Annotated in this window: 15 protein-coding genes; 12 read left to right on the plus strand and 3 right to left on the minus strand. The window is 42.3% G+C overall.

The window, feature by feature from the left end; translation table 11 throughout:
* The first annotated feature begins 285 nt into the window (after positions 1 to 285).
* The 11 genes from PZB74_RS10880 (at position 286) to PZB74_RS10930 (ending at position 10671) form a co-directional block, all read left to right on the plus strand.
* Entirely contained in the window at positions 286 to 837 is a 552-nt protein-coding gene (locus tag PZB74_RS10880; protein ID WP_302242643.1) for a hypothetical protein, read from the plus strand.
* A 141-nt stretch (positions 838 to 978) separates the two neighbouring features.
* Positions 979 to 1824, plus strand: coding sequence for a sugar phosphate isomerase/epimerase family protein (locus PZB74_RS10885; RefSeq protein WP_302242644.1), 846 nt, complete (start codon positions 979 to 981; stop codon positions 1822 to 1824).
* Between the two features lie 100 nt (positions 1825 to 1924).
* A complete protein-coding gene (gene bla / locus PZB74_RS10890) occupies positions 1925 to 2665 on the plus strand; it encodes a subclass B1 metallo-beta-lactamase (protein WP_302242645.1) in 741 nt (246 codons plus the stop codon).
* A 78-nt stretch (positions 2666 to 2743) separates the two neighbouring features.
* Positions 2744 to 3676 carry a polysaccharide deacetylase family protein gene (locus PZB74_RS10895; protein WP_302242646.1) on the plus strand — a complete coding sequence of 311 codons (933 nt, stop codon included), beginning with the start codon at positions 2744 to 2746 and terminating at the stop codon, positions 3674 to 3676.
* A 34-nt stretch (positions 3677 to 3710) separates the two neighbouring features.
* On the plus strand, positions 3711 to 4421 hold the full coding sequence (locus tag PZB74_RS10900; RefSeq protein ID WP_302242647.1) for a 3-keto-disaccharide hydrolase: 711 nt from the start codon (positions 3711 to 3713) through the stop codon (positions 4419 to 4421).
* Between the two features lie 47 nt (positions 4422 to 4468).
* Positions 4469 to 5053, plus strand: a complete 585-nt coding sequence (locus PZB74_RS10905; RefSeq protein ID WP_302242648.1) for a Crp/Fnr family transcriptional regulator — start codon at positions 4469 to 4471, stop codon at positions 5051 to 5053.
* A gap of 68 nt (positions 5054 to 5121) precedes the next feature.
* A complete protein-coding gene (locus PZB74_RS10910; protein ID WP_302242649.1) occupies positions 5122 to 5559 on the plus strand; it encodes an SRPBCC domain-containing protein in 438 nt (145 codons plus the stop codon).
* A gap of 173 nt (positions 5560 to 5732) precedes the next feature.
* A complete protein-coding gene (locus PZB74_RS10915; protein WP_302242651.1) occupies positions 5733 to 6068 on the plus strand; it encodes a hypothetical protein in 336 nt (111 codons plus the stop codon).
* A 188-nt stretch (positions 6069 to 6256) separates the two neighbouring features.
* Entirely contained in the window at positions 6257 to 8245 is a 1989-nt protein-coding gene (locus tag PZB74_RS10920) for a monovalent cation:proton antiporter family protein (RefSeq protein WP_302242652.1), read from the plus strand.
* Positions 8246 to 8363: 118 nt separating this feature from the next.
* Positions 8364 to 9446 carry an ion channel gene (locus PZB74_RS10925; RefSeq protein ID WP_302242653.1) on the plus strand — a complete coding sequence of 361 codons (1083 nt, stop codon included), beginning with the start codon at positions 8364 to 8366 and terminating at the stop codon, positions 9444 to 9446.
* 112 nt (positions 9447 to 9558) lie between these two features.
* Entirely contained in the window at positions 9559 to 10671 is a 1113-nt protein-coding gene (locus tag PZB74_RS10930) for an L-dopachrome tautomerase-related protein (RefSeq protein WP_302242654.1), read from the plus strand.
* A 15-nt stretch (positions 10672 to 10686) separates the two neighbouring features.
* On the opposite strand, the gene PZB74_RS10935 is transcribed toward PZB74_RS10930, so the two are convergent.
* Together PZB74_RS10935 and PZB74_RS10940 are read right to left on the minus strand one after the other, a co-directional pair.
* Positions 10687 to 11127 carry a response regulator gene (locus PZB74_RS10935; RefSeq protein ID WP_302242655.1) on the minus strand — a complete coding sequence of 147 codons (441 nt, stop codon included), beginning with the start codon at positions 11125 to 11127 and terminating at the stop codon, positions 10687 to 10689.
* Positions 11128 to 11147: 20 nt separating this feature from the next.
* The gene (locus PZB74_RS10940) at positions 11148 to 13430 is read right to left on the minus strand and encodes a PAS domain-containing sensor histidine kinase (protein WP_302242657.1); all 2283 of its coding nucleotides are present in this window, start codon (positions 13428 to 13430) and stop codon (positions 11148 to 11150) included.
* Between the two features lie 343 nt (positions 13431 to 13773).
* Here PZB74_RS10940 and PZB74_RS10945 point away from each other — a divergent pair, with 343 nt between their 5' ends.
* Positions 13774 to 14313, plus strand: coding sequence for a hypothetical protein (locus PZB74_RS10945; RefSeq protein ID WP_302242658.1), 540 nt, complete (start codon positions 13774 to 13776; stop codon positions 14311 to 14313).
* Here PZB74_RS10945 and PZB74_RS10950 read toward each other — a convergent pair.
* Complete coding sequence (locus PZB74_RS10950; protein WP_302242659.1) at positions 14310 to 15623, minus strand: hypothetical protein; 1314 nt, start codon at positions 15621 to 15623, stop codon at positions 14310 to 14312. The genes PZB74_RS10945 and PZB74_RS10950 overlap by 4 nt on opposite strands.
* Between the last annotated feature and the right edge of the window lie 86 nt (positions 15624 to 15709).

Genomic DNA, 15709 nt, shown 5'->3' on the forward strand with positions numbered 1-15709 from the left:
TTTTTGTTGAGCACTGTCAGGCTATTTTATTCTGTTTGTTTGAGTATAAACCCGCAATTTCAGATTTGTAGAGTATTAGAAAAGTACTATTACATGCGTAATGAATGACCTACCCATTGGCTTTTATCTATCAAAAAGAAAAAGCTATTTGCTTACTGAAAAATGTGAATTGTAAATACTAGAAAAGCCGTACATACTTCGCTACTATTTCAAATTTTGTGGTTACGTAAAAAACACAATTCTGAAGAATAGATCTGAACAAGGTCAATAACTCATAAGTAAATAATGAAACAGCTAATTACAGTTATTCTGCTTGCTTTTAGCTCTACGCTCTACGCGCAGAGTATTAATAGAAATTGGAAAAGCGACCTAGACACATCTCTGAAGGAGTTTATGCAGTGTGACGATTCTGAAAATGAGGCACAGTGCCATAAATATACGGGCGCTTCACTTAAACAGGTGTACAAAGTGAACGATTTTTATGCCAGTGATAAAGGTCGCTATATGCTGGTGACAGAGATTTACGATTTTTTACAGAATAGCAGCCAATGGACTCTTTTAGGCAGAGGCTACGATCAGGAGGCTTTAAACAGTGCTCAGCAGCATGCCAACGCTAACAAAGCTGTGGTAGCTGTAATGAAAGGAAAGGAATATGGACATATGGTGCTTATTCTGCCGGGAGAAGTAGAAAACTCAGGATCTTGGAACCTTCAGGTACCCAATTCAGCCTCTTTCTTTACGCATCAGAAGGAAAAGTCATACATCAATAAAAAATTATCTTACGCATTTACTAACTCAGATCAGGGGCACGTACTTCTCTACGGTCGTAAGTACTGATCTGCCAAGGTTGCATTTATACCCTAAGCCTTTTGGAGCATATGAGTCTTCAAAAGGCTTTTTTTTGTGTTGGTATAAGGGTTGAATTTATACTTTTAAGCAGAATATAGTATTTTGCTACCTTATCAAACACAACCTAAGATGAATCACTCTAGAAAAAACTTTCTCAAACTTATGGGGCTGGGGGCTCTTGCGTCTACAACTCAGCTAAGCTGGGCTGCTCCCAACCACAAGAAAAAAGACCTGGTGGTGCCGGCAAAAGACTTTAAGCTGGGCGTAGCCTCTTATAGCCTACGAACCCTCTCATTGGATGAGGTAATTGCGGTAGCTAAAAGATTGGAACTGGATGCCGTATCACTCAAAAGCATGCACCTCCCTCTGGATAGCAGTACTGAAGACATTAAAGCGTCTGCCAAAAAAGTCAGAGATGCCGGGTTAGACCTTTACGGGGCCGGAGTCATTTACATGAAGACTGAAAAAGAAGTAAAAGAGGCCTTCGCCTATGCACAGGCGGCTGAACTGGAAATGATTATAGGAGTACCCAATCATAACCTTCTGCCACTTGTAGAAGAGCAGGTAAAAGCTACTGATATTAAATTGGCTATCCATAACCATGGGCCGGGTGATAAGGTGTTCCCTAGTCCGGACAGTGTATTTGAAAAGATCAGAACCCTGGACAAACGTATCGGACTGTGCATAGATATTGGCCATACTTTTCGTATTGGACAAGACCCGGCAGCCAAAGCTCGTCAGTATGCTGACAGATTGTATGATGTTCACCTTAAAGATGTAGATAAAAGAGGAGCTAAAGGTGGTACTTTAGAATTGGGCAGAGGAATTATGGATATTCCTGATTTTATGCGTGCCCTCAAAGATATTAATTATCAGGGGGTAGTAGGTCTGGAGTACGAAAAAGATGGAGATGATCCGGTACCAGGTCTGGCAGAGTCGGTGGGGTATGCCCGGGGTGTAATTGCAGCGATTTAGGTGGATTCTTTTGGCATAGCATTTCCTTTATTTACATATCGTCATTAATTTACAACGCCTGTCTGTTCAGATAGGCGTTTTGTGTTATAATTATACCCATATGAAATACCGCCGCCTACTTTTTCTTTTGTTCTGTTTTATTGCTGTTAACGCACACGCTCAGCAGCCAGGCGATACTCTTAAAATTTCTGAGGACTTATTAATAGTACCTTTGAGTAATAAAAGCTTTATACACATATCTTATGTTACTTATCCCTCATTTGGAAGAGTAGCGTGTAACGGTATGGTTTACATCAATCAGAATAAAGCAGTAGTTATGGACACACCTCCCAACAATGAAATAAGTCGGGAGCTGATAAACTGGATAGAAGAGGAATTTCAGGGGGTAAGTATAGACGCCGTCGTTATTAACCATTTTCATAGCGATTGCCTGGGTGGCTTAGAGGTTTTCCATGAGGCTGGCGTTACTTCATATGCGTCAGCGCTTACTCGTAAACTTGCAGAGCAGGACAATGCTATACTACCGCAAAAGACATTTAAGAAGCAGAAAAAACTGAAAATAGGAGATGTAAGGCTGGAGTGCCGATACCTGGGTGAAGGACACACCAGAGACAATATAGTATGCTGGATACCCGATGAAAAAGTGCTCTTCGGAGGCTGTATGGTTAAGTCGGTAAACGCGTCTAAAGGTAATCTGGCAGATGCCAACGTAGAGGCCTGGCCCCATACAGTAGCTCAGATAAAAAAAGAATATGCTAATGCCACTACAGTAGTGCCTGGCCATGGCAGCGCGGGGGGTACTGAACTGCTGGATTATACCATACAGCTTTTTACGCCATAAATTTAGAGCAGGAAGAAGCTCCTTTTTCAGTTAGTGTAAAACTCTATCTTTGGCGCTGCATTATATCAAATTAAACTTATGAAGTACTTTTTTTTATGTGGTTTACTATGCCTAAACGTGGCAGCCATTTCGCAAACCAGAGAAGTTTGTTTTACCATTGATGATCTTCCGGTAGTCAACTACGGTATACAAGAAGAAGCATATCTTGAGGGGATTACTGCCCAGTTGATATCGCACTTTGACACTTATGAGATACCAGCAATAGGTTTTCTTAATGAAACCAAATTGTTTCGGGAGGGAGGGCTAAGCTCGTTTCAGCTCAAGTTGCTAGAGATGTGGCTCAAAAATGGTTATGAGCTGGGCAACCATACCTACTCTCATATGAACTACCATGCTGCTACATTTGAAGACTATACAGCTGATATTATCAAAGGCGAAAAGGAAAGTCGTCCTCTTATAGAGAAGTATGGGCAGGAACTTAAATACTTTCGTCATCCGTACCTGAGGGTAGGACTTACTAAAGAAAAGCACGACTCTTTAACCCAGTTTCTTGAGCAAAACGGCTACGAAGAAGCACCCGTAACTATTGATAATGATGACTACCTCTTTGCTAAAGCTTACCACGAGGCCTTAGTAATGCAGGACAGCGCCACTATGAGCAAAATTGGTAAAGATTACATCAATTATATGGAGGAAAAAATTCACTATTTTGAAGGAGCCTCCCAAAAGTTATGGAACCGTAACATTAAACATATATTATTGCTCCATGCGAATAAACTAAATGCTGACTACCTGGATGAACTGGCAGCGATGTATCAGAAAAACGGTTACGATTTTATCAGCCTGAAAGAGGCTCTCACCGACCCGGTTTATCAGCAGGAGATTAGCCGTTATGGAGATTGGGGTATCTCCTGGGTAGACCGCTGGGCGCTAAGCATGGGCAAAAAGGGCGATTTCTTTAAAGACGACCCCACTACTCCGGAATATGTGAAAGAACTCGCGGCGCAATAAAACAAGACAATTACTACACACCTAAAAACCTACTATGAATTACTATCGTACCAGCTTATTAACTTTAATACTATGCCTAAGTTTATTTACTGCTATTGCGCAGAATACCGATGAACTAATGTTTAAGCCTCTTTTCAACGGTAAAGACCTGAGTGGTTGGGTAGATGTAAATACCTCTCCTGATACCTGGAAGGTAGAAGACGGAATACTGGTTTGTAGTGGAAACCCAATTGGGGTAATGCGTAGCGATCGTCAGTACGAAAACTTTATTCTGGAAATTGAATGGAGACATATGGAAGCTGGAGGAAACTCTGGCGTATTTGTCTGGAGCGAAGGCACCCCTTTTAAGGACAATCCACTTACAAAAGCTATTGAAGTACAGATGCTTGAGCTTGCCTGGGCAGAGCAACACAATCAGACTGATGCCTATGTACACGGTGAGCTGTTTCCTACGATGGGTATGACGGCAATTCCAGACAACCCAAGAGGAATTCGTAGTAAGTCATTAGAAAAAAGATGTAAAGGTAAGGGAGAGTGGAATAAGTATGTGGTGGTTTGTGTGGATGGCACAGTTAAGCTATCCGTAAACGGTAAGTTTGTCAATGGTTTACGTGCATCTGAACGCAAGAAAGGTTATATCTGCCTGGAGGCTGAAGGTTCGGAGATTCATTTTCGTAATATCAGGCTACTGGAGCTGCCTCCCGGAATTACATCCGAAGCACAAACAGCCCCGCTGGTAGACTAAGCCTTAAAAGCCCGTAGACTGAGCATGTATCTTTAAAATTAGAGGCTATGATGTTTGAGCAATTCTGGAAATTCTGCGAAACTATGGTCAGCTTTACTGCTCAGGAGAAAGAACTCATCAGGCAACAGCTTACCCTCAGAGACATGCCTAAAAATTATCAGCTGGTGGCAGAAGGTGAGGTGGCGAATGAGGTATTCTTCATCAATAAGGGTTGCATTCGCCTTTACTACCTGCTGGAGGAGGGTAAAGAAGTAACAGGTTTTATCTTTCAGGAAAATATGTTTGGCGGATCTGCAGAAAGCTTCTTCTCCCAAACGCCTAGTGTGCAAATACTGGAAACCATAGAAGAGTGCGAGCTACTGGTGTTATCATATGCTGCCTTGCAGCAACTCTATGATGCCGTACCTAAAATGAACGTGCTCATGCGTAAAATTCTGGAGCAGCGTATGACGTTTGCCCAGAAGCTGGTGGCATCTCTCATCATCCATAAACCTCAGGACAGGTACACCAGCTATCAGCAGCTACATCCAGACCTGGAAAACCGCATTCCACAACATGTGCTGGCCAGTTATATGGGTATTACTCCGGTTTCACTTAGCCGCATCAGAAAAAGAATGAGCAGCAAAAAGTGATTTCTTTACAATTGTTAATGTAAAGCAATGGTAAGATGATGAATTTTGAGTAAACAAATTTAAATGCCATGAAAGAGCTCAAAACAGAAATCATACTAAATGCCAGTCCAGAAAGCGTCTGGAAAGTGCTCACCGACTTTCAAAAGTACTCTCAATGGAATCCATTTATTGTTAAAATAGAGGGAGAGCTTAAGCTAAACAGTTTCCTGAGTACCAGCCTGAAAAGTAAGGATAAACTCATGTCGTTTCGCCCAAAAGTTACTCGTCTGGAAGAAGGGCGAGCTTTTGAGTGGCTGGGTCAGGCATTTCTAGGTACTTTTAAAGGTAGACACTATTTTGTTCTGGAGCCTTTGGCAGAAGGGAAAACCAAACTCGTTCATGGAGAACAGTTTAGCGGACTACTTAGCGGGCTGGTGCTACGCATGATTGGCGAAGAGACCCTACAGAATTTTCAGCAGATGAACAAAGCGCTGCAAGCTGAAGTGGAAAAAAGCTTTGTGAGCTAGATATAAGGCTGAGAGGAATTGAGGGGATATTTATGCTATCAGCTTCTATTTTCTGAGAAATAAAGCTTACATTTAGGTAGATGCATTTTTGCGTATCATTCGCGTGATTTTTCTTGCCGTCCGGCACCATCAAGTATTATTTGTTACTTCTGTAAGCCCTCAAGCCCTAAGCAATGCCTATAGTAAACTGTTTTATCAAAGAGAAGGCGCTAAGCCCCGAAAAGCTCGAGCACATAGTAAATGACTGGGCGGAGCTAATTGGTGTAAGTACCGAAGACATCTGCATTAATGTGCTTACCAATTTTGTACAGCATGGTCAGCAGTACGAAGCGCTTGCCTACCTTTACCTGCCTTCTCTCTGGAAAGAGCAGGCCGTAGAGCATATTCAAAAAAGCCTGGTAGAAGTGCTGAGGCGTGCGCTAAACACCACCGCCGATCAGGTTATGCTCCTGACATCTATCATACCCTCCGGACATGTGGTAGAAAAAGGGAAGCTTGTAAAGTGGTAGCTCACCTTGTATCTGCGTAGCGCTCACAGGCTTTACAATACAGTTTCAAAGTATACTATTTGTAGTGTGCAAAAGCCTTTATAAGTTTATATTCATCCATAAACTGTTGCCAAACGTATATTTTTAACTGTTATTTATTGGCAGTCACTGACAGTTTTTTAAACTTATAGCACAAGACTTTTTCACATATGGAGATTCCTTTACTCACCGATATTACCATTATTCTGGGGGCCTCGGTACTAGTCATTTATCTTTTTCAGAGGTTAAACCTCCCTACGATTTTGGGCTACCTGATGACGGGTATTATCGCCGGACCCTATGTGCTGGGTCTGGTATCGGCTTCTCATGAGGTGGAAGTACTAGCCGAGATTGGTGTGATTCTGCTGCTCTTTATTATCGGGATGGAGTTTTCTTTAAAAAGCCTGGCTGCGATAAAAAATAGCGTGTTTATAGGCGGAGCTGTGCAGGTAGGGCTTACTATTGCCATTACTGCGCTTATAGCCTATTGGGCTGATTTTGAGCTCAACCGGGCCATTTTTTTAGGTTTTGTGTTTTCGCTCAGTAGTACAGCCATAGTACTAAAACTGCTGCAAGAGAGGAATGAAGTTAACAGCCCCCATGGTAAAGTAGCATTGGCAATACTTATTTTTCAGGATATTATTGTGGTGCCTATGATGCTACTCACACCTATTCTTTCTGGGCAGGGAGGAGACTTGTGGGCTACTCTGGCAGAGCTTTTTCTGAAGGCTGCCCTGGTCATTCTGGTCGTATTGTTTGGAGCTCGTTACCTGATTCCAATACTCCTGCATGAGGTAGCTAAAACCAAGAGTCGGGAATTATTCATACTATTTATTGTAGTTATCTGTTTTGCAGTAGCCTGGGCAACCTCCAGCATTGGTCTTTCTCTAGCGCTGGGAGCTTTCCTGGCTGGGCTCATCATTTCTGAGTCTGACTATAGCTATCAGGCTACAGGCTTTATTATCCCCTTCCGAGAGATTTTTACCAGCTTTTTCTTCGTTTCCATTGGTATGCTGCTGGATGTGACTTTTCTCATTTCTAACCTGCCGGTAATTTTGGGTATACTAGCCCTGGCCTTTGTATTTAAGGCTTTAATTGCCAGTACCGCAGCCTTTGTACTACAGTACCCAATGCGTACAGCTATACTTACCGGCCTAAGCCTCTTTCAGGTAGGGGAGTTTGCTTTTATTCTTTCCGAAGTGGGTATGGAATATGACCTTCTTTCTGAAAACACTTATCAGTATTTTCTTTCAGTTTCTATTCTTTCCATGGCTATTACGCCCTTTGTCATTCAGCACTCCGGAAGAGTAACCAAGCTATTTTCGCGCTCTCGCCTGTCCGATAAAATGTCCATTCTTAATACTAACAAAGATACAGTAACTGAAGAGCAGGCGGTTGAAGAACTGAAAGATCATACCATCATTATTGGGTTTGGAGTAAATGGCAGAAATGTAGCTCGTGCGGCTAAGTTTGCCGGTATACCCTATGTTATTATAGAGATGAATGCCGATACGGTTAAACAGGAGCGGGCCAAAGGAGAGCCAATACTTTACGGTGATGCTACCAGTGCTTTTATGCTGGAGCATGTAAAAGTGTATAGCGCCAGAGTTGCTATTATCGCGATTTCTGATCCTCCGGCTACTAAAGCTATAGTTACCAGCATACGCTCTATATGTCCTACCGTACATGTTATTGTAAGAACCAGGTTTATGCACGAGATGAGCGAGCAGATGCGCCTGGGAGCTAGCGAGGTAATACCTGAAGAATTTGAGACTTCGGTAGAAATTTTCACAAGACTACTTCATAAATATCTGGTGCCGCAGGATGAAATTGAAAGTTTTGTGCAAAACATCCGCTCCGACAATTACGAGATGTTGAGGCCACATGAGTTTTCGCATAAACGTATAGCTGAAATTAATATCCCGAATATTAATATCTCTTCGCTCAGGGTGCAGAATGGCAACAAGGATGTGGTAGGAAAAAAGATTATAGAGTCACAGATACGGTCACGCTGGGGGGTAAATATTCTGGCTATTCAGCGGGCAGATACCTACCTCTCAAATATTGAGGCCGACACAGAAATCAGGCAGGATGACATACTTTACCTCGCTGGCCGTCCTGAAGATATTTCTAATTTCCATGAGCTAATAAAAGTGTAGGCAAACGAAAGAGATTTGCCTGGAATTTAAACAATATCTGTTCAGAGTTATTAAAAAAGTGGAAGCATTATTTTTTAACCTTTTGTGCCTCTGGACCGAAGATATAAGCAAGTGTACCATGCGCCATTTTTTACCGAGAGCCATCACTTTTATTGTTAGCCTACTATTGATCAATACTGCCTTTGGGCAGTCTGACAGTACTATTCTTAAAGTGGCCGTACACGCGCATCCTCCCTATATGATACAGGAGAACGATGAGCCTAAGTGGGATGGAATCAGCCTGCAACTATGGAGGCTGATCGCAGAAGAGCTACACCTAAACTACACATTGGTAGCTGTTGAAGAGGAACAGCAACAGCAGGCATTGGAGAGTGGTGTGGTAGATATTCTATTGTTGAGCGAGGTAAGTGCTGAACAAGATAGCCTGCTTAACTACAGCCATTTTTATCATACGGCTAAGGTGGGAATTGCTACACCCCAGGACAGTAGCCTTACTTCGGTAGCCGCAGCTTTTTTTAGTAAGCGTTTCTGGCAGGTTGCCTTGATGCTTTCTGTGCTGCTGCTAATTGTTGGTGCTCTTATCTACCTGATAGAGCGAAGGAGCAATGACGATAATTTTGGTGGGGAGCGTTCTATTTTAAAAGGAATAGGGGCTGGCTTTTGGTGGGCAGGCGTAACGATGACTACCATAGGATATGGCGACAAAGCACCAGTCACTTTTGTTGGACGAGCCATAGCACTATTATGGATGCTTATGGCAATGGCAGTAACAGCGGTGCTTACTGCCTCTCTGGTTTCGGCAATGGGTGGGGCTGTGGGTAAAGAAGTAAACGTACCTGAGGAGCTCAAAGAAATGAAGGTAGCTGCCCTGGAGCATAGTCCGGCATCCGCCTATCTTAATACCAAAGGCATTTCTTTTGAAGGATTTACAACAGTAGAAAAAGCAATTCAGGCACTGGAAAATGAAGAGGTAGAAGTGGTGCTTGCAAACGTAGCCAGCCTAAAACATGGCATAGCGTCTCAAAATGCAAGCGGCATCAAAGTACAGGAAAAGCCCCTTCCTCAGCAGCACTATGCACTGGCCCAACTCAGAACTACAGCACAGTTTAAAGCTATTGACAACCGATTATTGGATATTATAGGAACGGAGCAGTGGCAAAAAACCTTGCAGCATTTCATTCCTGAGCCCTCCAAAAAGTAGCGCAAAAAAACTGATCTATAGCAAACATAGATAAGTTTAGAGAGTACAATAATGGCTTACATCTGGCTTCGGGTATAGCCCATGCTTACATATTTACACCGTAGTACACATCATGAAAAAAACGTTGAATAGATTTTATCATGCTAATATTTTAGCCCTCGCGGCTTTAGTATGTATCAGCATAGTTTTGTCTGGTTGCACGAACTCAGAGAAGAAAGAAAAAAGCACAGAAGCCAGGGCTGACAGCACAGCAGAGGTTAGAGAGGTTATTAGCTTTGAGGGTGTTCAGGTTACTGGCCTTAGCGTATCAGACAAGGGAAGAATATTTGCCAACTTCCCGCGCTGGAGAGAGGGTGTTCCCTTTTCGGTGGTGGAGGTCAATGAGGCTGATGGTTCTTACGATGTATATCCTAATAAAACATTTAACAGCTGGACGATAGGAGAAACGCCCCGAGACTCTGCTTTTGTGGGAGTACAGTCCGTAGTGGTGCACAAAGATATGTTATATGTGCTGGATACCCGTAATCCTCTCTTTCAGGGCATAATTGAAGAGCCCAGAGTATATGTTTTTGACCTGAACAACGATGAGCTAGCTCAAATTTATGTGATTGATTCTTCAGCGGTAAAACCTAAGTCTTATGTAAACGATTTGCGTGTAGATGAAAAAAGAAACAAAATCTACCTAACCGACTCTGGGGAGGCGGGGCTCATTATCATTAACATGCAGAATGGTAATGTAAGCAGAGTGCTGGATAACCATCCTTCTACTATGGCAGAAACAGATCATCTAACTATTGACGGAAAGCGTTGGGAAAACAAAACGCATTCTGATGGTATAGCACTAGACAGTAAAAATAACAGATTGTACTACCATGCGTTAACCGGCTACAGCCTCTACTATGTAGATACAGAAGTGCTAGATGGAAGCGATACCGCTATACAAAGCGCTGTAAAGTTTGTTAGAAAAACCAGTGCTCCTGATGGTATGATTCTGGATGATGCTGGTAATCTGTACTATGCAGATCTTGAAAACCACAAAATAAACTACCTTACTCCCGCAGGAGAGGTAAAGACATTGGTGGAAGGAGAAGAGGTCAGGTGGGCCGATACTTTTAGTATATACGATGGCTTTCTGTACTATACCAACTCTCGCATACATGAAGCTAGCGGAGATGTTTCGGGCATGCAGTTTCCTATTCAAAAGGTAAGTTTGCCAGAGGCCTGAGATTAACCCCTCAAGTTAGCTTTGCTGTATCAGCTTATAAATATTATCTAAAATCTCCAGTACATTCTCTTCTTTAAGCGGTTTGTCAATAAAGCCCCTGATATCGTATTGCTCAGCTTTAATCTGGTCTCGGGGGCTATTAATACTACTCAGCAGGTAAATATGCAACTGGCCTTTAGGTAGCTTCATTTCTTCTATGGCGTCTAACATCTCAAACCCACCTTTATCAGGCATATTGATGTCCAGAAAAATAACTAAAGCAGACTGACGCTCAGTTAGAGATTTCTGTACCTTCTCAATATTTTTAAGCGCCAGGTTTACTTCATGAGTTACTATAATTTTATCTTTGGGCAGACCTAATTCCTCAAGCAATAACTGGTTTACATAGTTTGTGATAGGGTCATCATCTACCAGCATAATATACTCCACTCCTGAAAGCCTTTGATACGATTTCATAAATTCTTTGGTTGTTGTAACTAAAAGTAGACGATAAACTCACTGCCTTCTCCCTGCACACTATTCACTTTAAGGCAACCACCATTACTTTCAATAATACGCTTAATAGTATACAGCCCTATGCCTGTGCCTTCAACATGATTGTGAAAGCGTTTAAACATCTGAAAAAGCTTTTTTTGTTGCTCCTGGCTTAGGCCCAGCCCATTATCTTTAATAGATAGTATTGAAGTTTCTTCTTCTTTGTAGGTAGAAACTTCAATGACAGGATGCCTATCTTGGGCACTGTATTTAATAGCGTTGGATAGCAGGTTATACAGAATACTCCTGAGGTGGGCACGTTTGTACATCAGTTCTTCTACTTCCAACTTTACTTTGATGTCAGGCTTAACTTTATCAATCAGGTTTTGTACATCAGATTTTACTTCTTCCAGCAAAACTTTAAATTCTACCTTCTCTTTGCGCTTCTGTACATCTTCGTACTGCGTTTTTGTAAACTCTACCAGATCCGTAATGGTCTTTTTTAGCTTATCTACAGAAGTATCTACCATCTGAAGAAGCTTTTCTTCCCGAGCATCTGTTTTAGTAAGAATTGTTTTGCGAAGTGCCGTCATCAGCCCTTCCAGATTAGTGATGGGGGCTCTGAGATCGTGCGAAGCAGTATAAACAAAGTTATCCAGGTCAGTATTAATTCTCTTAAGGTCTATACTGCGCTGTTTTTGTTCAGTAACATCCATAACCACTCCAGTCATGCGTATGGGCTGCTCATCTTCATAAAAAGTTTTACCTCTGAGCACTACCCATTTTTCTTCGTCGTTAGCGGTATTAATTCGGGTTTCTATGTTTAAGCTTCCTTTAATTTTAGCTAGCTCAAACTGCTTCTTTACATAGTTTCTATCCTGAGGAAGTATATGCTGTAAGAGCGACTGATAATTCCACTCCGAAGGTTGTTCGTCGTAACCAAAGATAAAGTCGTGCTGTAGCGAGTGGGTAAAGCTACCATCTTGCATATTGTAGTTCCAGGTGCCCATATCCCCTGCATCCAGAGCAATGCGTAGCCTCTCCTCACTTCTTTCTGCCAGTTGCCTTGCCTGCACCTGCTCGGTCATCTCAAAAGCGAAAACGCGAATACCATACACCTCATTGTTTTTGTTACGCATGGGCTGGTACATAAACGTAAAAAAATGATCCCTCATCCGACCTGTATTATCAGTATCCAGCGGAATAATCATTTCATGTGCGGTATAGGTTTCGCCTTTTTCGTATACGTCTCTAACGATATCAATAATTGGCTGCCCTTTAAGTTCAGGAATGGCTTCCAGTAAAGGACGTCCCTGCAATTGTCTATCCGGAAAAAGTGCCTGATAGTGAGGGTTTACCAAATCAAAAACAAAATGTGGGCCTACAAGGGTAGCTATAAGAGCAGGCACATTCATAAAAAGCTCTTTGAGCTCTGCGGCCTGCCGTTCTTCTTCTTTACGAATGGCTTCCTCCATCGCCTCTATGCGCTCGCGTTCGGCGGTCTCTTTTTGCTCAGTAATATCGGTTATAACGCCCGACATGCTGATGGGCTGCCCTTTCAGGTTAAAAGCAGTTTGCCCTTTTACCTGTATCCAGTGGATACTTTTATCCGGCCACATAATTCTGGCCTGGTAGCTGACCTTTCCACTTTTTTTTCCTGCTTCAAAACACCTCCTGGCATTGGGCCTGTCTTCTTCTATAATTCGTTCAAAGAACTGTTCCAGGTTCCAGTTTTGCGGTATATCCTTAAAACCAAAAATAGCCTCATAACCGGAAGAACGGGTAGTCGTACCTTCTATAAAATCCAGATACCAGGTGTACATTTTACCGGCCTCCAGAGATGTCTTGATGATCTCTTCATTACGCTCTGCTACCTGCCGCGACTTAACCAGCTCCGTTACTTCAGTAGCCGACTGTATGATGCCGGCAATATTTCCATGTTCATCTCTTAGCGGGTTGTAAACGATGTTGAAGTAACAGAGAGTGATTTTGCCGTTTCTTTCCAGCGTAGCGGGTAGCTCATCTCCGGAGAAGGGCTCTCCACTGCTTAGTACTTTGGCTAGAATTTCCTCAAAACCCTGCTCTCTTACTTCAGGTAGCGCGTCAAACAAAGGCTTGTTTAATACCTGCTCCTGGCTTCGCCCCCAGATCTCATACATCAGGGTATTGGCAAAAGCAATAGTATGTTCTTTTCCCATATAAATGCCTATAGCAATGGGAGCCTGCATATACAGTTGGTCAAACCACTGTGAGTCTTTTAAAATAGGAGAAATGTAAGATGCCAAGTCAAAAAATATTAAGCTTCAATATTAAAATTGTTTATCAGAACGAAAAAAATCAGCGTATTTGCTGATAAACTTTAACAATATAAATATTTATTCTAAAATAGTTTAATACTATGCTGGTAAGCTAGTTGAAGGAAAATTTAACTGCTTGATAACCTGTGAGTTTGCTTCCAATATATAAAAATTAACGGTGATGGTAGAAATGATATTATTTACAGAAGGAGAGTTGCAGACATAGCTTGGCTATCTTGTGTACTACAGGCATAAGGTTTGCCACTTTTAAGTGGTATCATTTTTTATCGTAACAATAAGGTGTTATTTTCAGTGAACAAAATTTAGAGTTTTGCACAAAGTATTAACATCTTTTCTTCTTTTGTCAGCTATGTTGCTCCCTGCTATTAGTGCCAATGCGCAGCAGCATCAGTTAATAGTGCTTAAATACGATGATGTGGTAGCGCGTTTTAATCCGGGGCAGCCATTCGCTTTTAAATACAAGGGACAAAAAGAAAAAATATCTACCTACATCAGAGATATACAAGACAATCAAATTATTACTTACGATGACACGGTCTCAGTATATGAGATAGATAGAATATACTTTGAGCAGCGTGGTTTTCATCAGACCATAGGTACTGCCCTGATCATTGCCGGAGTAGGCAGGTTTGTTATTGACCAGATTAACAACCTTGTTGTGCATGGCAATCAGCCCTCGCTGGATAGTGAGGTTAATCAGTTTTCTATCTCTACAGTGGTGTTGGGGCTACCGATGAGGCTCATTAAAAAGAAGTCGCAGCGTATGCTTTATAAGTACAAGGCAATTATTATAGACCAGGAGTCGTACCTGTATGCCCAACCGGCGGCCCAGCTATTTCCTGACCCCTAAAACCCTAAAGCAAAAGGCTCCTCAAAGTCATCTTCAAATACCTTGACCCCTACCTTATCTTCAAGGATAACATGATCTACGGAACCTAAGCCGCCAAACCGGAAGCTTATCCCTACTACCTTACCATGATCCTGCTCAAAAGTAGAAGAATAGATATGCTTCTGGTTAAGGTAGATACTTGCTTTTTTGTCTTTTACCCTTAGCCGTAAATGCTGCCATTGGAACACATCAGTACCCAGCATAGAAAGATCATTGTGCTTACCGCTGACATAGTTTTCTCCCAGCTTCAGGTTGATATTGCTTACGCAGCCCGCTATGGTTAAGGGTACAAAAAAGATATGCTTTTCGCAGTGTACGACCATTTCCATAAGCGGGCAGGCTTTACTAGAAAGGCTGTCACTTTTGAAACGAGCGCTTAACCCAAAGTTATCGCTATAAACATCTCCAAAGTCTTCTATGTAAGCATAATTGAGTCTGAAGTCTTGTCGGATATCTACCTGCGCAGCCTCCAGATTTGCTGCGTTCACCGCCATTTGCCCATTCTCAAACATAGCTCGTGTACTAATGTAGTTGGGTTCTTTTTGGTCGTAATCTGCAATGGCATAGGGTAGCCAACCGTCAGTTTTGATGTGTACCTTCTTAATTTTTACGATAGAGTCGTTGGCAAGCAGCTTAGCCTTATGAAAGCCGGGGTAGTAGTATATGCTGGTGAAGTGTTGACCTTCGGCTGAGATACGATCTTTATGAAGAGGATTCCATGACTGCTGTATAAAAAAACTGTCGGCTTCTATGTGTTGGGCATCGTATGCGAAGACCACAGTATTAGGGACACCTCTTCCTACCGTTTTATTAGCTTCAAAATGTACTGCCCCCTTTATTTTAACTGCTGAGTCGCCAGTGCTGGTAAAAGAGGGGCCTACCAACAGAATCAGAATAACTGCTGCAACGAACACAAACAAGCTGGTATACAGCAACTTTTTTGAGCGAGCTGGTTCTTCAGGTGAATCAGTAGAGAGTGGAGAAGGCTGGGCATAAGCTGCTTGCTTCAGCTTATACTGTTGCCAGTCCTGATAGTCCAATAGGCTCACCAGTGCGTTAAGTGTAGCAGGGTGGGGGTTCTGCTGATAGTCCTGCTTCCATAAACGCTTGAGTGTAGATAGACTCAGGCGAATGCCAGATTTTTCTGCAATCAGATCCGAGAGGTACTCAAAATCTCTTTGCTTGAGCCTGGCACTATGGTCGCCAAGCTGAAATCTGCTGGTAATCTCCTGCCTGCATTTTTCCAGAATACCTTTTTCAGAAAGACTCATGGCTGTTTTAGGAAAATGAACTGTATTTGAACGAAACTTGACTCCTTATTTCTACCTCAATTTCCATCTTCTGCCGTGATATTGCA

The sequence above is a fragment of the Porifericola rhodea genome, from assembly GCF_030506305.1.
GTDB classification, from domain to species: Bacteria; Bacteroidota; Bacteroidia; order Cytophagales; family Cyclobacteriaceae; genus Catalinimonas; species Catalinimonas rhodea.